Genomic DNA, 25,617 nt, shown 5'->3' on the forward strand with positions numbered 1-25,617 from the left:
TGATGGACATCAACGAACGGCGCCCCCTCCTTCCCATGGGGTTGGCCGGCCATATAATCTCAGCCTATGTCGCGAACAATTCCGTTCCCGCGTCTGAGCTTCCGAACCTCATCGGCCATATCCACGCGGCTTTGAACGGGCTCGTGAACGGAACTGCACAGGACACGTCGATCGCATTCGAGAAGAAGGCGACGCTGACGCAGATCCGCAAGTCGGTCAAGCCGGATGTATTGATCAGTTTCATTGACGGCAAAGCTTACAGGACGCTGAAGCGGCACTTGACTAGCCACGGGCTCGACCCGAAGCGCTATCGCGAGCGGTACGGATTACCTGCCGACTACCCGATGGTCGCCGCGAGCTACGCCGAGAAGCGCGCCCAGATCGCCAGGGAAATCGGTCTCGGTCAGCCGAGAACGCGCGCCGATTGATGCAACACGGGTACCCGCGGCTGCCGATGACCGATGGGGAAGCCTTGATCTCGTTTTCGATGATCCTCGCTGGCGCTCCCGCCCCGGCGAGCCAAATCGCCGTGCGAAGACCGGTGCGCGTATCGATCGGCAAGGTGCAAGGTGAAATCGGATAAGTTGCCCCGATCCACGCGGCTCAGTGGATCTCAGGTACACTATTCATTCAAAACATCATCGGCATTCAGTCCGATTTCATGCGCAATGTATGGAAAATTCCTACACGTACATCGGTTTTCGGCCGTGAATTTCTTGTCGGTCGGCGTCGAATGAACCGGCTTTTAAGAGCCCGTCCGATAAGGGCCTGAGGCGGGGTTGAGTGGCCGGGATGGCGATGATTCCAGGAGGGTGCTGAAGCCTAACCTGGAAGCGCCATGTGGACCCCGACCACCCGGCGGCAGCATAGCCGCGCGGGCCTTCGCTATGAAACTGACCTCACCGATGCCGAGTGGGCTGTGATCGCGCCGCTGATGCCGAGGCCAGCGTCCTGTGGCCGGCCTCCGCTCTGGACGACACGGGAAGTCCTGAACGCCATCTTCTACGTTCTGAGAGGTGGGATCTCCTGGCGGATGATCCCCAAGGATCTGCCGCCGCGTTCGACGACGTTCGGCTACTTCAGCCGCTGGCGCGACACAGGGCTGTTCGGCCGGATCAACCATCACCTCGTCATGGCCGATCGCGAGCGTGTCGGGCGGGAAGCCTCGCCGTCTGCAGCCGTGCTCGACAGCCAGACCGTCAAAACGATGGAGAGCGGCGGGCCGCGCGGCTACGACGCTGGCAAGAAGGTCAAAGGCCGCAAGCGCCAAGCTCTGGTCGACACGGAAGGGCGTGCGCTCGTCCTCGATCCGCAACCTGCCGACGTGCAGGACCGGGACGGAGCCGGTCCGGTCCTGCGCCTGTCGCGCCGGACCTTCCCGTTCATCACCAAGGCCTTCGCCGACGCCGGCTATGCCGGCGACAAGCCAGCGAGCGCGACGATCATCGCCGTGGAGATCGTGCGCAAGCCGCCGGATCAGGTTGGCTTCGCTGTTCATCCACGTCGGTGGGTCGTTGAGAGGTTCTTCGCCTGGATCAGCCGCAACCGACGCCTCTGGAAGGATCCGGAAGCGACACTCGCCTCCGCACGAGCCTTCCTCTACGCCGCAGCCGTCATGATCCTCGTCAGACGCCTCGCCCGATCAGCCTGACTTCTCGGACGGACTCTAACATAAGCCCCACAGACTGTTCGTCGGGTCGAGCGAGGCGAGGCACCCGGGGGGTGCAAGCGGACCCGAGTGGATCAGATATGCATCCGGTTCATCCGAATGAGGTCAGACGTCTGGAAGCCCTGCGCGAACTCGACGTGTTCGGCTCTCCCGCCGAGCCGCAATTCGACGCGCTCTGCCGGACCGCGCAGGCGCTGTTCGGCGTTCCGATCGCCCTCGTCAGCCTCGTGGGCGAGACCGAGCAACGGTTCAAGGGTCGATGCGGCTTCGACACGCCCGGCACCGCGCGTGGGGTTTCCCTGTGCACCTACACCATCCTGTCCGACGCGGTGATGGTGGTCGAGGACGCCACGCGTGACGGGCGGTTTGCGGATAATCCGCTGGTCACGGGCGAGCCGCATATCCGCTTCTATGCGGGCGCGCCCCTCGTACTCGCCCCCGGCATCCACCTCGGCGCCTTGTGCATCATCGACCGGGTCCCGCGCCCGTTCTCGGCCGAGCAACAGGACCAGCTTCGGAGCCTGGCGCAGATCGCCGTCACCTTGCTGCGGATGAGCAAGGCGGAGCGCGAGGCGCGGGACAGCGCGGCCCTGTACCGGCTGCTGGCGGACAACGCCACCGATCTGATCGTCCGCTGCGACCTCGACGGGACGCGCCGCTACGTGTCGCCCGCCGCGAAACGGCTGCTCGGCTTCGAGCCGGAGGAACTCCTCGGCACGCGGCCGATCGAGTCCGTCCATCCGCAGGACGCGCGAGCCTTCGCCCGCCTGCTGAAAGAGGTGGGGCGCGGCACGCTCAAACAAGCGGTCAGTCAGCAACGCTACCGCCGGAAGGACGGCGCGTGGGTCTGGGTCGAGGTCTCGTTCAACCTCACCACCGACCCGGCGACGGGGGCGTCGGACGGCTACGTCGCCGTCATCCGAGACATCTCCCGGCGCAAGGAGGCCGAGCGGCAGATGGCGCATATGGCGCGTCACGATCCGCTCACGGGCCTTCCGAACCGGCTCCTCTTCCGCGAGCGGCTCGCGCGGGAGATCACCCGGACCCAGCGCGGCGGCGGCGGCTTCGCGCTGTTCTGCCTCGACCTGGATCGATTCAAGCCGGTCAACGACACCCTCGGCCATCAGGCCGGCGACAGTCTGCTGTGCGCGGTGGCGCAGCGGCTGAAACGCGTCCTGCGCCCCGCGGATACGGTGGCGCGCCTGGGGGGCGACGAGTTCGTCATCATCCGGACCGGGACGGGCTGCGTCGCGGAAGCGGCCGCACTGGCCCAGCGGCTGCTGGCGGCGGTCGCGGCGCCGGTCGATCTCGGCGGCTATCCGGTGCGCATCGGCCTCAGCATGGGCATCGCGCGCGCCCCGGACGATGGGCTCGACCCCGACCGCCTGTTTACCTGCGCGGACCAGGCGCTCTACCGCGCCAAGGCCGCCGGTCGGGGCGGCTATCACCTCTACGGGTCCGAGGCGGTTGGGCCCGCCTGGACCGCGGACGAGCAGACACGCGATCCGACGACCGGCCTCGCGCCCCCGGATCGCACCGAGCACGGGCTGTTCGACGCGCTCTTCAGTGGCCTGCTCCAGAGCAGCACGGATTGCGTGATGCTCGTCGATCCGGGGGGCGATCTCCTGTTCATGAGCGCCGGCGGGCAGGCGTTGATGGAGATCGACGACATCCAGCCGCGCCTCGGACGATCCTGGCTCGCGTTCTGGCACGGGGCGGATCACGAAGCGGCCCAGGCCGCGCTCGCCCACGCAAGGGCCGGGCGCAGCGCCAGCTTCCGCGGTTTCTGCCTGACGCCCTCGGGGCAGCCGAAATGGTGGGCGGTCAACCTCAGCCCGCTCGCGGGCGGCCGACACGGCCCCGAGCGCATTCTGGCCGTGTCCCGCGACATCACCGCCCAGGTCGCGCTGGATGCCGACCTGCGAACGACGGTGCGGCGCTATCAGGCCCTGATCGAAGCCACCGGCACCATGGTCTGGCGCGCGGACGCCGCCGGCAGCATCATCGAGGTCCGCGGCTGGGCGTCATATACGGGACAGGCCACGGACGCCTATCTCGGTGATGGCTGGCTGAAGGTTGTGCACCCGGAGGACCGGGAGACGATCACCGCAATCTGGCAGGCGACCATGGCGACCGGGCAGGCGGGCAGTGCCACCTACCGGGTCCGCCACGCGCAGGACCGGTACCGCTGGGTTCTGGGCCGGACCGTCCCGCTGAAGGATGAGACGGGTCGGGTCCAGGAGTGGGTCGGCACGATCACCGACATCCACGAGCGTCACGAGGCGGCCGAGACCATCCGGGTTCAGGAGGAGCGGTATCGCCTGGCGGTGCGCGCCACGCAGGACGGCATCTGGGACTGGGACGTGGCGTCGGACGACGTCGCCTGGATCAAGGCGACCGGCGAGGTGCGCACCTACACGGATGAGGAGAGCAAGCCGTCATGGTCGCGCTGGGCGGCTCGGATCCATCCCGAGGACCGCGCGCGCGTGATCGCCAGCTTCGCCGCGGCCGTCGAGGGCACGGACGATCGGTGGCAGGCCGAGTACCGCTACCGCAGCGGTACCGGGGGCTACAAGGAGGTGATCGACCAGGCCTTCGTCGTCCGCGATGCGCGGGGGCGGCCCGTCCGCATGGTCGGTGCGGTACGCGACGTGACCGAGCAGCGGCGGGCGATCGCCGCGCTGCGCACCAGCGAGGAGCGCCTGCGTCTCGCCCTGCGCGCCGGCCGGATGGTGGCGTGGGAGCACAACCTCAAGACGGGTCGGGTCACCCAAACCGAGAATGCCCCCCACGTCCTCGGCCTGGCGGTGGAATCGCGGTCGGAGTTCCTCGATCGCGTACACCCGGACGATTGCGCACAGATGGCGCACTTCATCCGAACCTGCGGCACGCGCGAGGAGCGCGAGTTCCGCTACCTCTCACCCGCCGGCCGCATGCAATGGCTGTGCTCGTCGGTCGAGCGGGTCGATGCGGATCGGATCGTGGGGATCACCTTCGACATCACGGAGCGCAAGCTCGCGCAGGAGAAGTTGTGGCAGACGGCCAACCTCGACGCGCTCACGGGTCTGCCGAACCGGCAGCTGTTCCGTGGGCGCGCGGAGGCGGCGCTGGCGGCGGCGGAGCGGGACGGCACCGGCGTGAGCCTGCTTTTGATCGACCTCGACCATCTCAGGGACGTGAACGACACCCTCGGCCACGACGTCGGCGATGCCGTGATCTGCGAGGTCGCCGATCGTCTGCGGGAGGGTCTGCGGCCCTGCGATACGCTCGCAAGGCTCACGGGCGACGAGTTCGCCCTCATCCTCGTCGACCCGCTGCGCCTGCCCAACGCCGTGCAGCATGCGGAAGCGCTGATCGAGCGCCTGCGCCAGCCGTTGCAGATCCGGGACCAGACGCTGACCTGCAAGGCCAGCATCGGCGTGGCAGCCTGCCCGGATCACCACACCGACCTGCGTGAGCTTCTCAAGGACGCCGACATCGCGCTGTCCCAGGCCAAGGCGCGGGGCCGGGACCGCGTCGTGATGTTCTCGGCCGCGATGCGCGTGGACGCCCTGCGCCGGCTGAGAATCGCCGCGGAGATGCGCGCCGCCCTCGCGACAGGGCAGATCGTGCCGTATTACCAGCCGAAGGTCTGCCTCACGACGGGCCGGATCGTCGGCTTCGAGGCGCTGGCCCGCTGGCGGCACCCCGAGAGGGGGCTGTTGACGCCGGGCTATTTCGGTTCGGCCTTCGAGGAACCGGAGCTGTCCACCGCGATCGGCGACCGGATTCTCGAAACGGCGGCGTCCGACATGCGCGCCTGGACCGCGCGCGGCCTCGACTTCGGGCGCGTGGCGGTAAACTTCGCCTCGGCCGAGTTCCAGAAGCCCGATCTGGCCGGCGTGATCCTCGATGTCCTGAGCCGCTTCGGGGTTCCCGCGACGCAGTTCGAGGTCGAGGTCACCGAAACGGTATTCCTCGGTGCGGGAGCGGAAACCGTGCCCGCGACGCTGGCACGCCTGCATGCCAGCGGCGTGAGCATCGCGCTCGATGATTTCGGGACCGGCTTCGCCTCGCTGACGCACCTGAAGCAGTTCCCCGTGGACCACATCAAGGTGGACCAGAGCTTCGTGCGCGATCTGGAACGGGACCCGGACAACGCGGCGATCGTCGCGGCCGTGATCGGCCTCGGCCGGAACCTCGGGATGAAAGTCACGGCGGAAGGCGTGGAGACCGTGGAGCAGGCGCGGCACCTTGCGGCGATGGGCTGCGACCACGTGCAGGGCTACCTCTATGCCAAGCCGATGGCCGGCGCGCGCGTGCCGTGGCTGCTGAAGACCTGGGACCCCGACGCTTGCGTCGGTCGGAAGGTCCCGGCACGTTCGGCGTGAGGGCTCATCCCCGTTGCTGACACCTCTCCGCACCGCCGTGCGAAGGACCGCTGAGGGTGCGTTCCGGCCCGTCCGCTATTCGGGACGGGATGAACTGCCTGTTGGGTCAGCAGGGGGCGCAAAGGGGCAGGTCCGCTCTTCGCAGCCCCTGGCGCACAACCCGCAACGCTCCGCGCACCGACACCGACGCTCGGCGCCGTCAGGATGATCCGCTCAAGCGCGAAGGCGCTCATTGAGCCGGCCGTCCGCAAGCGGGCCATGAAGGCTGGGATCTCCTCGTGATCCATCGCCTTGAAAAGCCCGCGGACGACTTCTTTCCGGAATGGCCAGCGCCGGTGGCTAAGGGGTCGGTCAGCGAACGAAGTGCGTATTTCTCGAAACGCTTCACGAAGTATCGGCGCGACCTCAAAGTCGACGAGCAAATTGAGGGGAAGCGGCGTTCGCTCGTCAACCTCCATAGCCTTCGACGCTGGTTCATTACCAAGGCGGAGCGTGCCGCTGTCGATGGCGACCTCCTCGCAGCCATCGTCGGGCACAAGCGCTCGGGCCTGACGCTCGGCCGGTACAGCGAAGGCCCAGAAATGCTGGCCGCAGAGCACGCGATTGCGAAGGTGAAACTCCCCCCGCTGGATGGCTTGCCCGTCAGAGAGGCCCAGGCCCTGACGCCTCGCCGCCGTAGGACGATCGCGTAGCAGGCTGGCGGCACCGTGTTCGGGGGGGTGGGCGCGATCGACTACGGGTCGCATCCGCGGTCGTGTTGGCGCTCCTTCGTCGAAGGCGCCCAAACCCCCGAACGAGCCATCGGGATCAACGGATGGGAAGGCTGCAGGTGCTGGATCGGATCGAACGAGATGGCATCGGATGGGTTGGGCTGCCCCTGCGTGGTGCGAGATTGAGCCAAATTCGCGAGATTTGGCATATGCATAATCACCATCCGGTCATCGAGACGATGCAGTTGCCGGAGGCCCTGGAGAAGCGCATCGGCGACTTCGGCAGGGCGTTGCTGGAGGAGGTCCGGGCCGACGAGAGCCGGGTCCGCGACGTCGAACGCGCGAACTTCGAGATCGATCGGGCGCACTTCAGGGAGGTGCTCGACGAGGCCGGCATGACGGTCGACGCCCTGGAGGCACGGGTGGCGGCGCTGACCGCCGAGGTCGGGCGGCTGCGCGGGTGCGGCGCCACGGAGGCCGTCGAGCATGGCGGCTACGGCCGTGAACAGCGATGCCGGGTCGCTGTCGTTGACGCCGCGCCGGTCACCGTTGGGCGAGAGCCGCACGGACAGCCGGTCCGGTCCCGCCACCTCCGCCACCGCGCGGGTCACCTCGCCGAGCAGCCGCATCCGGTTCTCGATGGAGCCGCCGTAGGCGTCGTCGCGCAGGTTGGAGCCGTCGCGCAGGAACTGGTCCGGCAGGTAGCCGTTCGCGGCGTGGATCTGGACGCCGTCAAAGCCGGCGGCCAGGGCGTTGCGTGCGGCGCGGCGGTAATCGTTGAGCAGCGCCGGGATCTCGTCGATGCGCAGCGGACGGGCCTGAGCGAACGGCTTCTTGCCGTCGTAGGTGTGGTCCTCGCCCGGCTGCGTGGTGGCGGAGGCCGAGACCGGTTGCTCTCGTCCGGGCATGCTCGGGTGGACCGCCCGGCCCATGTGCCAGAACTGCGAGACGATGCGGCCGCCGGCCTCGCGCACGGCCCTCACGATGGGCTTCCATGCCTCGACCTGCTCGGTGCTCCAGATGCCCGGTGCGTAGGGCCAGCCCAGCCCCTGCAGGCTGACCCCCGTCGCCTCGGCGACGATGAGGCCCGCGCTGGCGCGGCGGCGGTAGTATTCGACCATCATCGGCGTGGCGACATGATCGCGGGTGTTCCTGGCCCGGGTCAGGGGCGCCATCAGGATGCGATTCGGTGCCTCGATGGCGCCGAGCCGGATGGGGTCGAACAGGGTTGGCATGACGTCCTCCACAGTCTCGGCAAGATGGCCGGCGACGCCGCGAGACGGTATCGGGGTCCGTGTCCGGACACTCGGGACGTCCAGTCCGCAATCGTCGCGCGTTGATGCTCGTCAGCCATCGCCCCGTTCGGTTCGGGGGCCGCGAAAGGTGCCGGAGCAGGCATGACCAGACGCATCGACCGGTCGTGGACCGTCCTGACCAGTGTGGAGAACGACGCGCACGACCGCTGCGTCGACCTGTTCCGGCGGCCGGACGGGACCTGGGGGTTCGAGGAGTTCCGCAGGGACGTGGAGGATGGCGGCCTCTGGACGCCCGTGGCCGCCTACTCCCGCTCGTCCTACCCATCCCGCGAAGTCACCTGGGAGCGCGCCCTACGGACTGTGGCGTGGCTCGCCGAGACATAGGGGACCTTAGCGGCCCCGGCTTTGCGGACGCCCCCGTCCGGAATGCCCGGACGGTTGGCCCAATTCCGAGGTTGCCCGACCACGCCTAGATCGACGCCGCGGCGACGAACCGAGGCAGACCGACATGAACCCCCATCCAGACGGACGCCCGATCAAGGTCGGGCTGATCGGCGCCGGCACCTGGGCCAACCACGGCCACCTGCAGGTCCTCGACCTGCTTCCGGACCACGAGGTGGTTGCCGTCCAGGCGAGGCGTCGGGAAGCTGCGGAGGCCGCTGCGAACCGGTTCGGCATCGCGACGGTGGCGGATACGGTCGAGGAACTCGCCGCCCTGCCTGGCCTCGACCTCGTGCTGGTGCTCAACACCGCGCCCCAGCACGCGGACACCGTGCGGGCCGTCATCGCCGCCGGCAAGGACGTGTACTGCGAGTGGCCCCTGACGGTGGACACCGCAACCGCGCAGGATCTGTTGCGTATGGCGCGGGACCGGGGCGTTCGCCACCTCGTCGGCCTGCAGCGGCGGCTCGCCCCGCACAACCGGTACCTGCGCGACCTCATCGCGGACGGCTTCGTCGGCCGCCTCCGTTCGGTGCGGATGCACGTGAGCACGCCGGACTTCCACGAGGTCCGGCCGAGGGCAATGGCCTGGACGGTGCCGCCGGAGAACTTCTCCAGCGTCGTCGCCATCTACGCCGGGCACTTCCTCGACATGCTGTTCCAGGGTGTGGGCTGGCCTCAGAGCGTCTCGGCCCTGCTGGTCAACCCGTTCCCCGAGGTGCGGATCGCCGAGACCGGCGAGCGCATCCCGACCACTAACCCGGACCAACTCGTGCTCTCGGGCCTGCTTGCCGACGGCGCGGTGCTGTCGGTCCATGTCGAGGGCGGCAAGCGCGGCGGCTCGGGCGTGCAAATCGACGTCACCGGGGACGCCGGCGACCTCGTCGAACATTATGAAACCCAGGCCGGTGAGCGTCAGCACGGCCCAGGTCCCCCTTCGGGATAACCCGTCGAGACGGTCGAAGAAATATCGTGGGGTGACCGGGCGTGCCATCGGAAATAGCGTCTTTCAGGCTGACCTGTTCTCGGCGGGATTTCCCCTTGAGCCCCGACAAGGACGTCTAATTCCTAATACAACCCTGGCCCGGACGATTGGTGCAGGTGGTCATCGACCGTCGCTCGGTCGGAGCTTTCCCCGAACCTGCATCCCCCACTGTCGCCAACATCTAATTGGAAGTCCTCAAATACGGATAGCTACTCCGCAAAAGCGATTGGCTTTTGGCCGTGTCATCCGGGCGGGTGACCGCGGCCCGGCCCTACATCCCCGGCACGACGGCATAACGCCAACGGACGGAGAAAAGACATGAAACGCGATTTGATACCCGCAATCATCCTTGCCGGCACCATGCTGGCGGCGTCGCCGGCGTTCGCGATCACGGTCACCAACCAAGACAAGGCCGAGCACATCTTCACGGTCGACCAGGGCGAGACCCAGGCCGACCAGAAGCTGGCGGCGGGAGCTTCGACCGAGGTCGAATGCAAGGGGGGATGCGAGCTTCGCGTACGGGGTTCGGGGTACGGACGTTCAGTGGAGACTGGCGACACGCTCGTCATCGACACTGAGGGCATGCTCCGCTTCGCCAGCGAGCCATCGACGACGGGCTCGGTCAGCGCGAAGGATGCGGGTGAATCGAAAAGGTAGGGTCGATCCACCGATTAAAGTCTCGACTCCATTCACCTGTGTCCTGGAGCCGGGGATGCGACGTACATCCCCGGCGTCGCGATGGGACCATGCGACCTTCACCTAGGCGCCCGTTGCGATCTGGTCGTCGAGCTGCGCCTTGACGTTGGCGATGCCGGAGCCAAGCCGAGTTCACCGGTCTAGAAGGCGAGCCCGCACCAGGGCTCGCTCGCTCTACGAACACGCCACCAACTCTTGCCCTAGCCTTGACAGTCTCGCCGGTCACCCAACCGCCAGCGTCGGTCGCGACGAAGGCCACCGCGGCCAAGATCTCGAATTGCCGGTGCAGGACGGCAGCCTCGACATGCCTCCAGCAGGCGATGCGATTCGGGGGGCGCTCGAACGTCATCATGTTCCGGCGTCGATCACGACCTTGGCGAGGGACGGGCGGTGTTCAATGCCCGCCGCCCAAGCCGGCCGCCTTGCCGGACCGGCGGGCCAGCAGGACTGAGACCGCCGCAACCGACAAGACGACCCCGATCACCGCGAAGGTGTCGCTGAAGCCCATGACCAGGGCCTGGCGTTTCACCACCGCCCCGAGTTGGCCGACGGCCTTGGCCGTGGCCATCGCGCGATCCGCGACGCCGTGCGCCATGAAGTAGTCGGTCATCTGTTCGAGCCGGGCACGGACCTCGTCACGCGTCAGGGTGATCGACTGCCCGATGATATTAGAGTGGAACTGTTCGCGCTTGGCTAGGATCGTCGACAGGGCCGCCGTGCCGACGGCCCCGCCGAGGTTGCGCATCATGTTCGACAGCCCGGAGGCGGCACCGGCCTCGCTTGGCGCGATGGCGCCCGTGGTGATGGCGCTGATCGGGGTCAGGACCAGGGCCTGGCCGATGGCCCGGACGACGTTGGGGATGAAGAACTGGTCCCCCGAATTGTCGAGCGAGAGCGTGATGTTCATGAAGCAGCTCGCGGCGAAGATCGCGACGCCGACGAACGCGATGTACCGCGCGTCCCAGCGCTTCATCATCAGCGGCACGAGCGGGATGATCAGGAGCTGCGGCAGCCCGGTCCAGGCCAGAACGTTGCCGGTCTGCTCGGCGTTGTAGCGCTGCACCTGTCCCAAATACTGGGGCAGGATGTAGACCGTGCCGAATAGGGCGAAGCCGACGAGCGTGTTCGCGAGCACCCCGATGCCGAAGTTGCGTTGCTTCAGGAGGCGGATGTTGATGAGGGGTTTCGCGACCGTCAATTCGATGGCGATGAAGGCGGTCAGGAACACGGCGGCGACGACCGCCAGCCTGAGGATGAAGGGCGAGGCGAACCAGTCGTCCTTGTTGCCTTCCTCCAGCACGGTCTGGAAGGCGGAGAGCCCGATCGCCATCGTGACGACCCCGGCCCAGTCGCCTTCCTTGAGTAGGTCGAGCCGCATCGGCGACGGGTCGAGGGTCAGGGCCAGCGCCACCACCATGACGGCGCTCGGGACGGCGTTGACGTAGAAGATCGTCTGCCAGCCGTAGTTCTCGGTGAGGTAGCCCCCGATGGTCGGGCCGATTGCCGGGGCGAAGGTCACGGCGAGTGCGAAGAGGGCGAGACCGATGGGCTGCTGCGCCTTGGGCAGCCGCGTCAGCACCATGGTGAACGCCATCGGGATCAGGACGCCGCCGGCGAAGCCCTGCAGGCCCCGCATGGCGATCATGGAGCCGAGATCGTGGGTGAACGCGCAGGCGATGGAGAACAGCGGGAATAGGATGCTGTTCACGAGGATGTAGCGCCGGAAGGAGAACACCCGGCTGAGGTAGTCGGTCAGCGGGATCACGATGATCTCGCCGATGAGGTACGAGGTCGAGATCCAGGCGCCGTTGTCGATTCCGGTGCCGATGCCGCCCTCGATGTCGAGCAGGGAGGCGTTCGTGATCTGGATGTTCAGGATCGCCATGAAGGCGCCGATCATGCTGGCCGAGACCGCGATCCATTCGCGGGTGGTGGCGCGGGTGACCGCTCCGGGCAGTGCAGGCTGCGTGACGCTGGGCATGGGACGGCCCTCCTCGGGGTTCTGCGTCACTCGGCCTGCACGAGGGTCGTCGACGTTTGTGCAGCCGCCTTGGTCTCGATCACCGGCTCGACCGACATGCCCGGGCGAAGGTCGCCGGAGCCGATGCTGGCCGAATCGAGGGTGATCCGCACCGGGATGCGCTGGACCACCTTGGTGAAGTTGCCCGTGGCGTTGTCCGGCGGCAGGAGCGCGAAGGTCTGGCCGCTGGCGGGCGCGAGGCTGTCGACCCTGCCGGTGAAGGTGCGGCCGGGGAACATGTCGACCTCGACCGTGACGCGCTGGCCCCGGCGGACGTCGGTCAGTTGGGTCTCTTTGTAGTTCGCGACCACGTAGACGGCCGCCGTCGGGACCACCGACATCAGCTGGGTCCCGGCATTGACGTACTGGCCGACGCGCAGGGTGCGGTTGCCAACCACGCCGTCCATGGGCGCGCGGATCGCCGTGTAGGACAGGTTGAGCTCGGCCTGATGCTCCAGGGCCCGCGTGCGGGCGAGGGCGGCCTCGGCCTGTGCGAGCTCCGCCTTGAGTTGACCGACCTGCTTGGTCGCGGAGGAGAACGCCGCCACGTCCCGCTGGACGGATGCACGGGAGGCGGCGATGCGGGAGGCCGCCTGCTGGGCGTTCTGGACGGAGCCATACCCGGTCGAGGCGAGGTCGGCGTAGCGCTTGTTCTCCTGCTCGGCAAACATCTGGCTCGCCTGGCTGACGGTGACGATCGCCTTGGCCGACTCGATCATCGCGAGCTGGGTCTCGATGGCGGCCTTCTTGCTCTCGATGGTCGCCAAGGCGGCGAGGACATCGGCCTTCGCGGTGTCGAGGGAGACGCGGTAATCCCGGTCGTCGATCCGGGTCAGGACCTGATCGGCCTTCACCGCCTCGTTGTCGCCGACGAGGACCGCACCGAGGTAGCCCGACACCTTCGGCGCGATGGTGACACTGTCGGCCTGGACGTAGGCGTCGTCGGTCGAGATGTTGAAGCGACCGACCGTCCAGTAGTCCCAGCCATAGTACGAGCCGCCCGCGAGCGCCGCGAGGCTCGCGCCGACCATCAGGAACCGACGAAGACCGCTTCGCGCCTTCGCGGGGACCGGAAGCTCTGTCGTCGCGACAGCCAAGTCCCGGCTGGGGAGTGCCACGGCGGCAGGGACCTGCCGGTCGACGATGAAGGCGTCCGGGTGCTTCGACATGGCCGCTGCTCCTGATGAGGCGGATGCCGCCGCTGAACCCCAGCGTGGCATTTCGGAAACTTGATAGTTTCCAAAATGGTCCCTATCTCCGTGATATCAATCCACCCACCGAGAATTTCTGATGGACGCCACCGAACAGCTTGCCCGTCGTCCGAGGGGACGGCCCCCGACCCGGTCCGACGAGGAGACCCGCGGATTGATTTCCAACGCGGCGCGGCAGGCCTTCATGGTAAGCGGCTTCGCCGGCACCAGCATGGACGACGTGGCGCAGGCCGCCGGCATCTCGAAGAAGACGCTCTACCGGCTCGTCCCAACCAAGGCCGACCTGTTCCAGACCTCGATCACCGACCGCATCGCCAAGTTCATGCTGGCGGTCGATCCGGTGGCTGTCGGCTCATTGCCGGTCGACGACGCACTCGCGCGCATCATGGAGGAATATGGACGGCTCACCCTTTCACAGGAGACGGTGGCGATCCAGAAACTCGTCATCGCCGAGAGCGGCCGGTTTCCGGATCTGGCGGCGAACTTTTTCCAGGAGGCGATCCTGGCGACGCAGCGCGTCCTGGCTGCCTATCTCCGGCTGCAATGCGAACGCGGGACCCTCCGGCTTGAAGATCCCGACATGGCTGCGGGGATGCTGCGGGGGATGATGACGATGGAACCCCAGAGGGCGGCGATGATGGGGCAGCGCGCCTTGCCGACGGAGGCCGAAATCGTCGAACGGGCCCACCGATGCGCGCGACTGTTCCTGTCCGGCGCGGCCACGAAGCGATGCCCCTGATCGTACGGCCATGGCCATCATGCCGCCTGCGCCGAAGGCGTCCGCACGCCAAGGTTGGCGAAAAGCATGTTCAGTCCCTCGGCCAGCGTCGGATGGGCCAGGATTGCGTCGCGTAAGACCGTGAAAGCCAGGTTCCCGAGCATCGCCATCTGCACCGTGGACATGACCTCTCCGGCCTGGGCACCCAGCATCGCGAAGCCGAGGATGCGGTCGTCGTCGCCGACGAGGGCCTTCATGAAGCCCGTCCGCTCGGAGAGCGTGCGGGCGCGCGGCACGGCGTCCATCGCGATCCGCGCCACGCGGTATGGGACGCCCGCCTGTTCGGCCTCGCGTTCGCCGAGGCCCACCCGTGCGAACTCGGGCTCGATGAACACGGCGTAGGGCACCAGGCGATCCCTCGTCGTGCGGCCCCCACCTTCGATGCCGCTCTTGGCCACGCGATAATCGTCGAGCGAGACGTGGGTGAACATCGGGCTGCCGGCGACCTCGCCGAGGGCCCAGATGCCGGGTGCGGCGGTGGCCAGGCGCTCGTCGACCGTGATGAACCCGTGCGCGTCGAGGGTGACGCCGGCAATGTCGAGACCGATGTCCTTCGTCATCGGCTCGCGCCCGGCCGCGACCAGCACGTGCGATCCGTCAAACCCCTGTCCGTCCTCAAGCCGGACGGTCACGCCGTCGCCGGAATGACCGTAGACCTCCGCTATCCTGGCGTTCAGCGCGAGCTTGATGCCGTCGGCCCGGAACAGGTCCTGGATCGCGCCGGCGACGTCCGCATCCTCCCGGGCGGCGAGGCGCGGTCCGTGCTCGATGATGGTGACCTCGGCGCCGAGGTGGCGGAACGACTGGGCCATCTCCATGCCGACGTAGCCCCCGCCGATCACCAGCAGGTGGTTGGGTAGGACGTCGAGCGTCAGCGCCTCGACGTGCGTGAGCGGTTCGACCTCGCGCACACCCGGTACGGGCGGGATGGCGGCGCGGGTGCCGAGATCGAGGTAGATGCGATCCCCCGTAAGCCGGCGGGCGCCCCACTCGCCGACGGCCTCGATCACCCGTGGCTCGACGAACCGACCCCAGCCGAGCACGAGCTCGAACCCGCTCGCAGCAAAGGCCTTCGCGTTGACCGCGACCATCCCGGCCACGACCTCGGCGGTGCGCGAGGCCACGCGACGCATGTCGATGGCTGGTTCCCCGGGCGTGACGACCCCGAACGCGCCCGCTTGCTTGGTCAGGTGCGCGACCTGCGCGCTGCGGACGAGCGCCTTGGTCGGGATGCAGGCGATATTGATGCACGAGCCGCCGATCATGCCGGCCTCGACGACGGCGACGCGTTTGCCGGCCTTGGCCTGATCCATCGCCAGCGTCTTGCCGGCCTTGCCGCCGCCTAGGATCAGGATGTCGTAGCGTTCGAGCGCGTTCATGCGGGATTCTCTCGGTGGCCAAGCACCTTCAGATCGTTCAGGACGGTCGGGATCAGTTCGGACACGGTCGGGTGGATCGGCACCGCCCACCGAAGGGTGTCCGCGGTGGCCCCGGCGTTCATCATGTCGAGGATGCCGTGTACGGCCTCGTCGCCGCCGGTCCCGAGGATCGCCGCGCCGAGGATGGCTCGGCTCCCGGCATCCACCAGCACCTTCATGACGCCCTTGGTCTCGCCTTTCTCGACGGCCCGCCCGACCCGGGTCATCGGGCGGGTCCCCATGAGGACGGGGCGGCCGCTCGACCGCGCTTCCGCCTCGCTCATGCCGACGCGTCCCAGGGGCGGGTCGATGTAGAGGGCATAGCCGGGGATGCGGTCGCTGACCCGGCGGTCCGCCCCGTCGAGGAGATTGGCGGCCAAGATCTCGAAATCGTTGTAGGCGGTATGGGTGAAGGCGCCGCGCCCGTTGCAATCGCCGAGCGCGTAGATCCCGGGCACGCTGGTCTGCAGGGTGTCGTCGACGGTGATGAAGCCGCGCGCATCGATGGCGATGCCGGCTGCCTCCAGGTCGAGGTCGTCGGTGTTCGGCCGGCGCCCCACCGCCAGCAGTGCGTGGGACCCGACGATCTCGGGCTCGCCCTGCCGGCAGTTGACCCCGACCGTGATGCCGTCGGCATGGAGTGCGAACCGGACGCATTCCGCGTTCAGCCGAAGGGCGATGCCCTCGTCTCTCAGGATGCCGGCGACCGCTTCCGAGATGTCCGCATCCTCGCGCCCGATCAGCCGCGGGCCCATTTCCACGACGGTGACCGCACTGCCGAAGCGCCGGTAGGCCTGCGCGAATTCCAATCCGATGTAGCTGCCGCCGATGACGACGAGGTGCTCGGGAATCGTGTCGAGCTGCAGCAGCGTGGTGTTCGTAAGGAACGGGACCGTGTCGATCCCCGGCATCTCCGGCACGCGGGCGCGGCCGCCGACATTGATGAAGATATGTTCCGCCTCCAGGACCTCGTCGCCCACGGCCACGGCGTAACTCGACACAAATCTGGCATGACCGGTCAGGACGGTGCAGCCCTCCATGCCGCGCAACCAGATCTCGACGTTGGCCCGCGCCTTGGCGGACACGCCCTGCTGTCGCGCGGCGACGACCTTAGCGTCGATGCCGACCGACCCTTCCAGGACCACCCCGTACTCGGCGGCTCGGCGGGCGAGGTGGGCGGCATAGGCACTCGCCACCAGGGTCTTGGTCGGCATGCAGCCGGTGTTGACGCAGGTGCCGCCGAAGAGGTTGCGCTCGATCACCGCGACGCGCTGGCCCGCCGCCGTGAGGCGGCCGGCCAGCGGCGGCCCGGCCTGGCCGGCACCGATGACGATGGCGTCGAACCGGCGGCCCATCATAGGGATCCGAGGATGAACGCTCCGGCGAGGATGGCCACGGCGTCCTCGATGAATGCGGCCGGCCGATCCTTACCGAAGGTCGCGGCGAGGCGTCCGCGTGCCGCGGCGCCCCCGTAGGTGCCGATCCCGGCGCCGACGATGCCGGCCACGAGCCCTCCGACAAGCTGTCCCGACGGTATCCCGATGGCCGCGCCGCAAAGGGCGCCGCTCAGGAGCCGGGGCGCGAGTTGCATCGGCACCGTGCGGCTCGGCGTGCTTGGCAACTGGTCAGTGACGAACTCGCCCAGGGCCAGCAGCGTGAACACGTACGGGGTGTAGCGATAGCTGAGGAAGGCGAGCCACGATCCGTCCAGGTTGAGCCACCCGGAGGCCGCGGCCCAACTCACGACGGCCGGTGCCACGAACGCCCGGAGACCGGCGATGATGCCGACGAGCAGGGCGAGAAGGTACATCGTCATGACCTGGGTTTCCCTTCGGGGTTCCGGACGTCCGTCGCTTCCTGTGCGCGACAGAGGAAATCGCTTTGCCGGGGGAGCCGCGGATCGGCCGCCCCGGTTCATTGCTCCTGCGGAAGGCTCCCGGGACGGTCGCGGCGAAAGCCTCAGCGGCTCTCACGCGTCCCGAGATAGTCGGCCTTGCCGAGGGGGACGCCAACGTGGCGTAGGAGGTCGTAGGCGGTGGTGACGTGGAAGAAGAAGTTCGGCAGCGCGAAGCTGAGGAGGTAGGCATCTCCCGGGAGCGTCGTCTTGTGCGCCTCGCCCCCGAACGTGATCATCCGCGTTTCGCTACCCTCCAGGGTCCCGGGGCGGACCGACTCCAGGTACGCCACCGTCCGCGCGCAACGCTCGTGAAGCTCGGCGAAGGTCGCCTCATCATCCGCGAAGGATGGTCCCGCCTCCTCGGTGAGACGTGCGGCCGTGTATTTCGCCGTGTCGCTCGCCCGTTGCACCTGCCCGGCCAGGTTCAGCATGTCCGGGGCCAGGCGGGCCGCAACGATGGACGCTGGATCGAGGCCGGCCTCGCGGGCATGCGCCTCGCCCTTCCTCAGCAGATCCGACAGCACTCCAAGTCCTCGCGTGAGGACGGGGACCGAGGCTTGGTACATCGAAATGGGCATCGTGTCGGCCTCCGGTTGACGGGGTGGGATGCCGGCTCAAGCAGCCGGGCGCGGCCGGGAAACGTCAGCGCCAGCGGGACGCGCGGATCACGTCGCAGAAGTTGCCGCGATGAAAATGCGGCTCCTTGTCGGCGATGACATCGGCCTTCACGTTGCCGAAGGTCGAGTCCGGCTTGTGCTTGATGCCGTCGTAGAACGCCTGGATGATGTCTTCCTTGAAGCTGCCTGCGCGCGGGTACGCGCGAACGACGGCTTCGCGTTCCTCCTCCGCGTACTCGGCGTAGGTCAGGCCCAGGACATCCATCTCGACGCCCGCGGTGACGAGGGCGACGACGGGGTGCATGTGCTTGGGAATGCCCGGCGTGGTGTGAAGCGCTATCGAGGTCCACACCGTGTCGATGTCGGTCTGATCGATGCCATGGCCCTTGAGGAAGTCCCGGGCGGCATTCGCGCCGTCGACCTCGAAGCGTTCCGTCGCGCTGCTGTAGGCCGGGATCAAGCCGATGTCGTGGAACATCGCGCCGGTGTAGAGCAGTTCGGCGTCGAACTTCAGCTCGCGGTCGAGACCCGCGAGGGCGCCGAAATAGTAGACGCGGCTCGAATGGTTGAAGAGCAGGTCGTTCTCGGTGTCACGGATGAATTCCGTCACGGCGCGACCGAGCTTGCCGTCCGGAAGGTGGATGCCTCTGATCGAGATCGTCATGGCTGGCTCTCCTTGCACTGTACGATGTGGATCGGGGCGTTCAGCACCTCCCTGGACGGCATGAGCTAAGCTTGGACGATTGTTGGTCAGTCATTCTTCGTCCCATGCAGTCGAGGACGTTGCTGCGTCAGGCGACGCTCTCTCGCCATCGGATCGCAATCTGCGAATGGGTCCGCGTCCCCGGTCTATGGGATCGGGTGCCGGCGTCCGAGACCGCCCTTGCGTTCGAGGACGGCGCCGAGACGCAGGATGGTGTCCTCGTCGAGCCATCCGGCGACGAGCTGGATGTTGATCGGCAGATGCTCGGAGCTGAGGGCATACGGTACCGAAAGCGCCGGTAGCCCACTGAGATTAAACGGACAGGTCGCGCTCATGACGTGGGTCCACGAAACCTGCCGACCGTTGACGACGAGTGTCTGGGCCCCGTGCGGCGTCGCGGTCATCGGATTGACCGGGCACAGCAGGACGTCGTGGATGCTGAAGAATCCTGCGAATGCCGATCGAAGCGCTTCGGCCCTGGCATGAGCGGCGGCGAAATCGATGAACGAGGGGTCCGACATCCCGACGATCCCGGCACCCACGGCGTGCAACTGGTCCTCACGGCCCTCCGCCAGGGCTTTGATCGAGGGGACGATCTCGCCGTAGACCAGCGTGGCGAGCGTACCGAAGGGATCGCCGAGGAACGGCAGGGTCACCTCCTCCACGATGCAGCCGAGATCGGCGAGCTGGGACGCAGCGCCGGAAAGGGCTGCGGTGATCTCAGGATCGACCGGGCCGAAGGCAGCCTCCGAGACCCACCCGACCCGGAGCGGCTGCCCGGGAACACGGACGTTCCCCGGCCCGGCATCCGGCGCATGGATGGCGTAGCCATCAGCCCCATCAGGTCCCTTCAGGATGGAGTAGCCGAGGGCGACGTCGCCGACGCTCCGGGCCATCGGCCCGACGTGCCACCAATGCGAGAGGATGCTGGGGTAGTGGCCGGTGTAGGGGATGCGGCCGTGCGTCGCCTTCAGGGCGGCGATGCCCGTGAATGCGGCCGGTCCTCGCACCGAGATCATCACGTCGCTTCCGATGCCGATTGGCGACATCCCGGCCGCGATGGCCGCAGCCTCTCCGCCGGAGGAACCGCCGGGGGTGCGCGTCAGGTCCCAGGGGTTGTTGGTGCGGCCCGTCACCAGGTTGTCGCTCTCGGTCCAGGCCGAGAACTCGGGCAGGTTGGTCTTGATGAGCGGGATGGCCCCGGCCGCCTTGAAGCGCGCGACGACCGTCGCATCCGTTTCGGGAACGTTGCCCGCGAACAATCTCGAACCGCGCTGCGTGGGCGTGCCCGCCGTATCGATGGCATCCTTGATCGAGAAGGGGACGCCGTGCAGCGGCCCCAGGCGTCCGCCCCGCGCGACGGCTTCGTCGGCGGCATTGGCGCTCCTGAGCGCGTCATCCGCCATCAGGGTGACGACGGCGTTGATGGGGCCGTTGACCGCTTCGATGCGGTCGAGATGCGATTGGACCACCATGCGTGACGAGATGGCTTTGGTCCGAATGAGCGAGGCAAGACGGGTCGCATCCTCATAGTGGAGCGGGACACCCTCGTCGTGGTTCCGGGTTTCGACCATGACTCAACCTCGCTCGATGACAGGACGGTCTTTCGGTATCGGTCGGCGGATCCGGATGTCCCCCCGGAGGCCCGACGAGCCCGCGTGCTACACGCCCGAAAGCTTTTCCTTGGCGAGCGGCAGGCTTCGCACTCGCTGTCCGGTGAGGGCGGCGACGGCGTTGACCACCGCGGGCGGAACGCCGGGCAGGCCAGGCTCGCCGATGCCGCCCATGGGGGCACCGCTCTCGACGATGGCGACGTGCACGCGTGGCATCCTCTCCCGGTCGAGGATCGGATAGGTGTCGTAGTTGCGGGCTTGGCGCTTGCCCTTCTCGTAGACCACCTGTTCCAGCAGCGTGGCGGACAGCCCCAGAGCTGCGGCACCCTCGACCTGGCGCCTGATGATCGCCGGGTTGACGATGCTGCCCGGATCGATGGCGATCCAGAGGTCGTGGACCTTCGCCTCGCCGTCCTTGAGCGAGACCTCGGCGATGGTCGCGGTCTCCGAGCCGAAGGGCGAGGCCATGGACACGCCACGTGCGCGCCTTGTGCCGTCCGCGGCCTGGAACGGCCCTCGCTTCCAACCGCCGGCGAGGTGGGCCACGGCCTTGAGGAGGGTCGTGTGGCGCGGGCTGTCCTTCAGCAGCGCCACGCGAAGGTTGAAAGGGTCCTTGCCGCCGGCCTGGGCGATCTCGTCGAAGAAGCTCTCCGAGAAGAAGTCGTTCATCGAGTGGCCGACCGAGCGCCAGAACGCGATGGTCACCGGCTGGGCGACCTTCACGTAGTCGATCCGTCGGTTCGGGATCGCGTAGGGTTTCTTGTCGAGGCCCTCGACCACCGAGGCATCCACGGGCGCCTTGAAGATCGAGCCGAACCAGCGGCCAATCGGGCCCTCGCCCACGGCACGCGTCTCGATGGCCAGCGGCATCCCGTCGGGACCGATGGCGGCGCGGAACCGTACGAAGCCGAGTGGACGAACGGCGTCCATGCCGAACTCCTCCTCGCGCGACCACAGCACCCGCACAGGCCGACCCGTGGCCTTGGCGAGCTGAATCGCCTGCGGGAACGGATTCGACGAGCCGTAATAGAAATGGCGGCCGAAGAAGCCACCGAGCATCGGCGAATGGATGCGAACCCGCTCCGGCTGGAGGCCCGAGACCTTGGCCGCCACCGATTGGAACACCTCCGGCATCTGGTTCTGCACCCAAAGGTCGAGGGTGCCGTCGGCGTTGAAGCGCGCGATGGAGGACGGTGGCTCCAATTGGGCATGGGCGAGGTAGGGCGCGTCGTACTCGGCCTCGATCACCGTGACCCCGGAGCCCTTCGTGGCCTTGGCGAACACGCCCGCGGCATCGCCCGACGCCTCGGCCACGAGGCCCTCAGCGTCGGCGGCTTTCAGTGCGGCCCGCATCCCGGCCGACGAGAAGTCATCGGAGACCGTGGCGATGCCGGCGGGTGCCGGCTCGGTCCAGGTCACGTTCAGGGCCTCGACCGCCTTGCGCGCTCGCCACCAGCTGTCGGCGGTGACCGCCACGGCGCCCGGCAGGCGGTGGACGGCGTGAACGCCCGGCATCGCCTTGACCGCCGCCTCGTTGGCGATGGCCTTGGGCTCCGTGCCGAGATGGACCGCGTGGACCACGGCCGCATGGAGCATGCCGTCGACCTTGAGGTCGATGGCGTAGGTCGCCCGGCCCGTGGATTTGTCGCGCACGTCGAGGCGGGCGACCGGCTTGCCGATGTAGCGGAAAGCCTTCGGGTCCTTGAGCGGCACGTCCTCGCGCGGCTGCAGGATGAGGGCGGCACCTGCCAGGGCGCCGTAGCCGATGGTGCGGCCCGACGCTTCATGCAGGACGCGACCGTCGTTGGTCGTGAGCGTGTCCTGCTTGACGTCGAACCTGGCGGCCGCGGCCCGCAGCAGCATCTCGCGCCCCGTGGCGCCGAGCCGACGCATGGCGTCGTAGCTCGACCGGGTCGAGAAGCTGCCGCCGGTCATGCGCAGGCCATTGACCACGGCGTAGTCGGGTCCGGGCGGCGCGCATTCGACGGCGAAGCGCGACGGATCGAGGTCGAGCTCCTCGCCGATGGTCTGGGCAAGCCCGGTATTGATGCCCTGGCCGCCCTCGACGAAGGGGCTGAGGAGCCTGACGCTATCGTCGGGTCGGATCTCCAGGAAGGCCGAGACCCGCGTGCCGGGTTTAGGCGCGATGGCCCCGGCGCCGTCGGACTGGGCTCGGGCCGAACCGACGGGGAGACCGACGCCGAGCACGAGGGCGCCCGTGGCGGCACCGAGGAACCCGCGGCGCGAAAGGTTGCGGATCGTCGGTTCCACATGGAGCGAGGGCCGCATCGCGGCACGGATCGGAGTGAGATCGTTCATGGCGTTCGCCTCCTCAAGCCGCGGCCTGCCGCACGGCGGCGGCAATGGCGTTGTAGGTCCCACACCGGCACAGGTTCGTCATCGCGTTGGCGATGTCGTCGTCCGAGGGCTTAGGGGTCTGCTGGAGCAGCGCGGTGGCGGCCATGACCTGCCCCGACTGGCAGTAGCCGCATTGCGGCACCTGCCCCGCGACCCAGGCGGCAACGACCTTGCGACCGACCTCATCCCCTTCAATGGCCTCGATGGTGACGATCCTGGCGTCCTTCGCGCTGTCGGCCGGGATCTGGCATGAACGCGTCGCCTGACCGTCGAGGAGCACGGTGCAGGCCCCGCACTGGCCGATGCCGCAGCCGTACTTGGTGCCGGTGAGGCCCAGCGTGTCGCGCAGGACGAAGAGGAGCGGCGTGTCGCCCTCGACGTCGGCCTCGTGGCGCGAACCGTTGATGGTGAGGATCATCGCGATGGTACTCCCTGGCCCATGGTTGAGTCGGTCGGGGCGCTCGTCGTGGACGGTTCCAGGATCGGGCCCCGATTGCGCAGGGCCGGGGCGGGACCGACCCGGTTGGGGTGTCGCGTCCGGCCGCGGTACGGCTCCGCCCGTCCACTCAGGGTCGGGGGCCGACCGGACCCATCACATCGTCTGCCCGCCGGCCAGGACGATCTGCTGGCCGGTCACCCACGCAGCTGCGTCGGACGCCAGGAAGACGGCAACGTTGGCGATGTCGTCGGGCTGGCCGATGCGACCCAGCGGAGTGGTGGCCACGACGAAGGTCTGGAAATCGCTCTCCCCGAGGAACCCCCCGGTGACGGTGCCTTCGGTTTCCACGAGACCCGGATTGAGGCTGTTCACCCGGATCTTGCGGTTGCCGAGCTCCTTCGACAACGAGACCGTGACCGAATCGACGGCACCCTTGGTCGCGGCGTAGATGGCGCTGTTGGCCGGAGCCATCTTGCCGACCGTGGAGCCGATGTTGATGATCGAGCCGCCTCCGGGTCCGAACAGGGGGACGGCCGCCTGGGTCAACAGCAGCAGTCCCAGAACGTTCAGGTCGAATTGCCTGTGGAATTCGGCTGGGGTCACATCCTCCAAGGGACCGATCTTGTAGACCCCTGCGTTGTTGACGAGGATGTCCAACGTCCGGAACTTGCTCTCGATCTCGACGAAAACGCGGTTGATCTGGTCGGGCTTTGAGAAATCCCCTTGGATGGCATGGGCGCGCCCACCGGCTGCGCGGATCTCGGCGACGGTCTTCTCCGCACCGGCCTGGCTGGTCGCATAATTGACGATCACGGTGGCACCGGCCTTGGCGAGAGCCTTTGCGATGGCGGCCCCGATGCCCTTGGAGGCTCCGGTGACGAGCGCTGTCTTGTCGGCCAATGCGAGCATCTGAGTATTCCTACGAGTTTTGCCGGTGGTCGGCGTGTTTAACTGTCAACGACGATCATTCATTCCAAACCGTGCCACTAGCCATTGCTTTCAACTTTGTTATATTCATCCCAGACATGAATGATCGTCTCGTTGCCCTCAAGCTTTTCGTGCGCGTGGCCCGCTCCGGAAGCTTCTCGGGCGCGGGACGCGACCTCGGACTGTCGCAGCCCTCGGCCTCGCGCATCATCGCGGCCCTGGAAAGCGAGGTCGGCGCAGCGCTATTCACGCGGACCACGCGTGCCGTGACCCTGACGGATGCCGGCGAGCAGTACCTGACGCGGGTCGAGCCGATCCTGATGGCCCTTGAGGAGGCCGATCACGAGGCGCGGGGGTCGGCCGAGCTTCGTGGGACGCTACGGATCGGCCTCTCGTCGAGCCTTGGCATCCGCGAGATTATCCCGCGGCTGGCCCGCTTCATGGAGTGCCACCCCGACTTGCGCGTCGACCTCATGATGGACGACCAGCGCCAGCACCTGGTGAACGAAGGCGTCGACCTCGCGCTGCGGTTCGGAAGCCTGAGCGACTCGACCGCGACGGCGAGGCTCGTCGCCGTCTGGCCCCGCGTCCTCGCGGCGGCGCCGGCCTACCTTGCCCTGAAGGGCGTGCCGGCCAAGCCCGACGACCTCACCGACCACGCGTTCGTCCTCGGTCCCGGGCATCCTTCGACCTGGTCGTTCCGCAAGGGGCGACAAGAGCTCTCCATCGGCGTCGACAGCCGGCTGAAGGCGTCAGTGCACGAGGGGGCCATCGCGGCCGCCGTGGCAGGGCTCGGGATCATCTCGTCGGTGCTGGGCGCGTGCCGTCGGGAGCTTGAGAGCGGCGCCCTCGTTCGGGTCCTGAAGGACTGGGATATGGATACGGTGGAACTTCATGCCGTCTTCGCGAGCGGTCATGCCATGAAGCCCTCGGCTCGGGCCTTCGCGGACTTTCTCCTGACAGAGCTGAAAGGTCCCTGATGCGCGCGGGCGTCGGAAACCCTGTCGCTCGACCGCCGGACGGCTCCGAATTCCGGGCGGTGATCCGCAGCGTGAAGTTTGCGGTTCGAGGTCCGACCGACCGGTATCCCCGCATGGGGCACACCGGTCGACATCATCATCGAAGCCCCCATCGACACGAACCCGGCGAGGGTTCTGAGGTCGTTCGGCTGCCGGGGATCCCGCGAGATCGCCTCGGCATCTCGTTGCAGGCGAAGGTTGCAGGCTTTCGTGGCGGGCCCACTGTTGGGGCTGCAAGCGTCATGGCGGGCACAGGCGGCATCGAGGGCATCGATGGGCGGTGCAGGGGCGTTGTTCCCGGGGCCGCAATAGTTGCCGTGGAACAGGGCGCTCGGTGCCTGCCGATAGGGATCCGACTGGCCGAGGGCCGGGCCGGCAAGCGCGAACCCTAGGAGGGCCGGAACGATCAATCCGTGTCGCATGCGATCACACCTTGTTCGGTCTTGTGGTCCGTGATTGTCAGTCCCGGCTCGTGGATGGATGGAAGTCG

General features: G+C 67.7%; 21 protein-coding genes. 9 read left to right on the plus strand and 12 right to left on the minus strand.

Going from position 1 to position 25,617, the window contains the following annotated elements:
- The first annotated feature begins 2 nt into the window (after positions 1-2).
- The 4 genes from AC3IF3_RS13120 to AC3IF3_RS13135 all read left to right on the plus strand — a co-directional run bounded on the left by AC3IF3_RS13120 (position 3) and on the right by AC3IF3_RS13135 (position 6,731).
- Positions 3-428: a Ros/MucR family transcriptional regulator gene (locus tag AC3IF3_RS13120; protein WP_489229114.1), complete on the plus strand. Its 426-nt coding sequence runs from the start codon at positions 3-5 to the stop codon at positions 426-428.
- A 410-nt stretch (positions 429-838) separates the two neighbouring features.
- Positions 839-1,651: an IS5 family transposase gene (locus AC3IF3_RS13125; protein WP_489229115.1), complete on the plus strand. Its 813-nt coding sequence runs from the start codon at positions 839-841 to the stop codon at positions 1,649-1,651.
- A gap of 98 nt (positions 1,652-1,749) precedes the next feature.
- The gene (locus AC3IF3_RS13130; protein WP_489229116.1) at positions 1,750-6,039 is read left to right on the plus strand and encodes a diguanylate cyclase domain-containing protein; all 4,290 of its coding nucleotides are present in this window, start codon (positions 1,750-1,752) and stop codon (positions 6,037-6,039) included.
- Between the two features lie 278 nt (positions 6,040-6,317).
- Complete coding sequence (locus AC3IF3_RS13135; protein WP_489229117.1) at positions 6,318-6,731, plus strand: site-specific integrase; 414 nt, start codon at positions 6,318-6,320, stop codon at positions 6,729-6,731.
- Positions 6,732-6,772: 41 nt separating this feature from the next.
- Here AC3IF3_RS13135 and AC3IF3_RS13140 read toward each other — a convergent pair whose 3' ends face one another.
- The gene (locus tag AC3IF3_RS13140; RefSeq protein WP_489229118.1) at positions 6,773-7,984 is read right to left on the minus strand and encodes an oxidoreductase; all 1,212 of its coding nucleotides are present in this window, start codon (positions 7,982-7,984) and stop codon (positions 6,773-6,775) included.
- 162 nt (positions 7,985-8,146) lie between these two features.
- Here AC3IF3_RS13140 and AC3IF3_RS13145 point away from each other — a divergent pair, with 162 nt between their 5' ends.
- From AC3IF3_RS13145 to AC3IF3_RS13155, 3 genes are all read left to right on the plus strand, one after another.
- Positions 8,147-8,389: a hypothetical protein gene (locus AC3IF3_RS13145; RefSeq protein ID WP_489229119.1), complete on the plus strand. Its 243-nt coding sequence runs from the start codon at positions 8,147-8,149 to the stop codon at positions 8,387-8,389.
- Positions 8,390-8,513: 124 nt separating this feature from the next.
- Positions 8,514-9,392 (plus strand): Gfo/Idh/MocA family protein, encoded by an 879-nt coding sequence (locus tag AC3IF3_RS13150; RefSeq protein ID WP_489229120.1) that lies wholly within the window; start codon positions 8,514-8,516, stop codon positions 9,390-9,392.
- A 357-nt stretch (positions 9,393-9,749) separates the two neighbouring features.
- Entirely contained in the window at positions 9,750-10,088 is a 339-nt protein-coding gene (locus tag AC3IF3_RS13155; protein WP_489216334.1) for a hypothetical protein, read from the plus strand.
- Between the two features lie 433 nt (positions 10,089-10,521).
- Here AC3IF3_RS13155 and AC3IF3_RS13160 read toward each other — a convergent pair whose 3' ends face one another.
- Together AC3IF3_RS13160 and AC3IF3_RS13165 are read right to left on the minus strand one after the other, a co-directional pair.
- Positions 10,522-12,108, minus strand: coding sequence for a DHA2 family efflux MFS transporter permease subunit (locus tag AC3IF3_RS13160; protein ID WP_489229121.1), 1,587 nt, complete (start codon positions 12,106-12,108; stop codon positions 10,522-10,524).
- A 26-nt stretch (positions 12,109-12,134) separates the two neighbouring features.
- The gene (locus AC3IF3_RS13165) at positions 12,135-13,316 is read right to left on the minus strand and encodes an HlyD family secretion protein (RefSeq protein WP_489229122.1); all 1,182 of its coding nucleotides are present in this window, start codon (positions 13,314-13,316) and stop codon (positions 12,135-12,137) included.
- A gap of 121 nt (positions 13,317-13,437) precedes the next feature.
- Here AC3IF3_RS13165 and AC3IF3_RS13170 point away from each other — a divergent pair, with 121 nt between their 5' ends.
- Complete coding sequence (locus tag AC3IF3_RS13170) at positions 13,438-14,097, plus strand: TetR/AcrR family transcriptional regulator (RefSeq protein ID WP_489229123.1); 660 nt, start codon at positions 13,438-13,440, stop codon at positions 14,095-14,097.
- A gap of 17 nt (positions 14,098-14,114) precedes the next feature.
- Here AC3IF3_RS13170 and AC3IF3_RS13175 read toward each other — a convergent pair whose 3' ends face one another.
- From AC3IF3_RS13175 to AC3IF3_RS13215, 9 genes are all read right to left on the minus strand, one after another.
- Positions 14,115-15,515, minus strand: a complete 1,401-nt coding sequence (locus AC3IF3_RS13175; RefSeq protein ID WP_489229124.1) for an FAD-dependent oxidoreductase — start codon at positions 15,513-15,515, stop codon at positions 14,115-14,117.
- Positions 15,512-16,909, minus strand: coding sequence for an FAD-containing oxidoreductase (locus AC3IF3_RS13180; RefSeq protein WP_489231293.1), 1,398 nt, complete (start codon positions 16,907-16,909; stop codon positions 15,512-15,514). The genes AC3IF3_RS13175 and AC3IF3_RS13180 overlap by 4 nt, the downstream gene beginning before the upstream one ends.
- Positions 16,909-17,370, minus strand: a complete 462-nt coding sequence (locus AC3IF3_RS13185; RefSeq protein ID WP_489216346.1) for a DUF4126 family protein — start codon at positions 17,368-17,370, stop codon at positions 16,909-16,911. Before AC3IF3_RS13185 ends, AC3IF3_RS13180 begins: the two co-directional genes overlap by 1 nt.
- A gap of 143 nt (positions 17,371-17,513) precedes the next feature.
- A complete protein-coding gene (locus AC3IF3_RS13190) occupies positions 17,514-18,029 on the minus strand; it encodes a DUF1993 domain-containing protein (protein ID WP_489229125.1) in 516 nt (171 codons plus the stop codon).
- A gap of 64 nt (positions 18,030-18,093) precedes the next feature.
- Entirely contained in the window at positions 18,094-18,732 is a 639-nt protein-coding gene (locus AC3IF3_RS13195; protein ID WP_489229126.1) for an HD domain-containing protein, read from the minus strand.
- Between the two features lie 185 nt (positions 18,733-18,917).
- Positions 18,918-20,345 (minus strand): amidase, encoded by a 1,428-nt coding sequence (locus AC3IF3_RS13200; protein WP_489229127.1) that lies wholly within the window; start codon positions 20,343-20,345, stop codon positions 18,918-18,920.
- An 87-nt stretch (positions 20,346-20,432) separates the two neighbouring features.
- The gene (locus AC3IF3_RS13205; RefSeq protein ID WP_489229128.1) at positions 20,433-22,703 is read right to left on the minus strand and encodes a xanthine dehydrogenase family protein molybdopterin-binding subunit; all 2,271 of its coding nucleotides are present in this window, start codon (positions 22,701-22,703) and stop codon (positions 20,433-20,435) included.
- A 13-nt stretch (positions 22,704-22,716) separates the two neighbouring features.
- A complete protein-coding gene (locus AC3IF3_RS13210; RefSeq protein WP_489229129.1) occupies positions 22,717-23,160 on the minus strand; it encodes a (2Fe-2S)-binding protein in 444 nt (147 codons plus the stop codon).
- Between the two features lie 174 nt (positions 23,161-23,334).
- Entirely contained in the window at positions 23,335-24,090 is a 756-nt protein-coding gene (locus AC3IF3_RS13215; RefSeq protein WP_489229130.1) for an SDR family NAD(P)-dependent oxidoreductase, read from the minus strand.
- Between AC3IF3_RS13215 and AC3IF3_RS13220 the strand changes: the two genes are divergently transcribed.
- Positions 24,081-25,088, plus strand: coding sequence for a LysR family transcriptional regulator (locus AC3IF3_RS13220; RefSeq protein ID WP_489229131.1), 1,008 nt, complete (start codon positions 24,081-24,083; stop codon positions 25,086-25,088). The genes AC3IF3_RS13215 and AC3IF3_RS13220 overlap by 10 nt on opposite strands.
- The last annotated feature ends 529 nt before the right edge of the window (positions 25,089-25,617 follow it).

The organism is Methylobacterium sp. J-118 (genome assembly GCF_057836565.1).

Excerpts from the sequence above, each read along its gene's own strand:
- AC3IF3_RS13120 (WP_489229114.1), top strand. The coding sequence starts at position 3 with ATGGACATCAACGAACGGCGCCCCCTCCTTCCCATGGGGTTGGCCGGC.
- AC3IF3_RS13195 (WP_489229126.1), bottom strand. The coding sequence starts at position 18,732 with ATGACGATCTCGATCAGAGGCATCCACCTTCCGGACGGCAAGCTCGGT.
- AC3IF3_RS13140 (WP_489229118.1), bottom strand. The coding sequence starts at position 7,984 with ATGCCAACCCTGTTCGACCCCATCCGGCTCGGCGCCATCGAGGCACCG.
- AC3IF3_RS13170 (WP_489229123.1), top strand. The coding sequence starts at position 13,438 with ATGGACGCCACCGAACAGCTTGCCCGTCGTCCGAGGGGACGGCCCCCG.
- AC3IF3_RS13130 (WP_489229116.1), top strand. The coding sequence starts at position 1,750 with ATGCATCCGGTTCATCCGAATGAGGTCAGACGTCTGGAAGCCCTGCGC.
- AC3IF3_RS13145 (WP_489229119.1), top strand. The coding sequence starts at position 8,147 with ATGACCAGACGCATCGACCGGTCGTGGACCGTCCTGACCAGTGTGGAG.
- AC3IF3_RS13150 (WP_489229120.1), top strand. The coding sequence starts at position 8,514 with ATGAACCCCCATCCAGACGGACGCCCGATCAAGGTCGGGCTGATCGGC.
- AC3IF3_RS13175 (WP_489229124.1), bottom strand. The coding sequence starts at position 15,515 with ATGAACGCGCTCGAACGCTACGACATCCTGATCCTAGGCGGCGGCAAG.
- AC3IF3_RS13180 (WP_489231293.1), bottom strand. The coding sequence starts at position 16,909 with ATGGGCCGCCGGTTCGACGCCATCGTCATCGGTGCCGGCCAGGCCGGG.
- AC3IF3_RS13160 (WP_489229121.1), bottom strand. The coding sequence starts at position 12,108 with ATGCCCAGCGTCACGCAGCCTGCACTGCCCGGAGCGGTCACCCGCGCC.
- AC3IF3_RS13210 (WP_489229129.1), bottom strand. The coding sequence starts at position 23,160 with ATGATCCTCACCATCAACGGTTCGCGCCACGAGGCCGACGTCGAGGGC.
- AC3IF3_RS13155 (WP_489216334.1), top strand. The coding sequence starts at position 9,750 with ATGAAACGCGATTTGATACCCGCAATCATCCTTGCCGGCACCATGCTG.
- AC3IF3_RS13200 (WP_489229127.1), bottom strand. The coding sequence starts at position 20,345 with ATGGTCGAAACCCGGAACCACGACGAGGGTGTCCCGCTCCACTATGAG.
- AC3IF3_RS13185 (WP_489216346.1), bottom strand. The coding sequence starts at position 17,370 with ATGACGATGTACCTTCTCGCCCTGCTCGTCGGCATCATCGCCGGTCTC.
- AC3IF3_RS13190 (WP_489229125.1), bottom strand. The coding sequence starts at position 18,029 with ATGCCCATTTCGATGTACCAAGCCTCGGTCCCCGTCCTCACGCGAGGA.
- AC3IF3_RS13165 (WP_489229122.1), bottom strand. The coding sequence starts at position 13,316 with ATGTCGAAGCACCCGGACGCCTTCATCGTCGACCGGCAGGTCCCTGCC.
- AC3IF3_RS13205 (WP_489229128.1), bottom strand. The coding sequence starts at position 22,703 with ATGAACGATCTCACTCCGATCCGTGCCGCGATGCGGCCCTCGCTCCAT.
- AC3IF3_RS13215 (WP_489229130.1), bottom strand. The coding sequence starts at position 24,090 with ATGCTCGCATTGGCCGACAAGACAGCGCTCGTCACCGGAGCCTCCAAG.
- AC3IF3_RS13220 (WP_489229131.1), top strand. The coding sequence starts at position 24,081 with ATGCGAGCATCTGAGTATTCCTACGAGTTTTGCCGGTGGTCGGCGTGT.
- AC3IF3_RS13125 (WP_489229115.1), top strand. The coding sequence starts at position 839 with ATGTGGACCCCGACCACCCGGCGGCAGCATAGCCGCGCGGGCCTTCGC.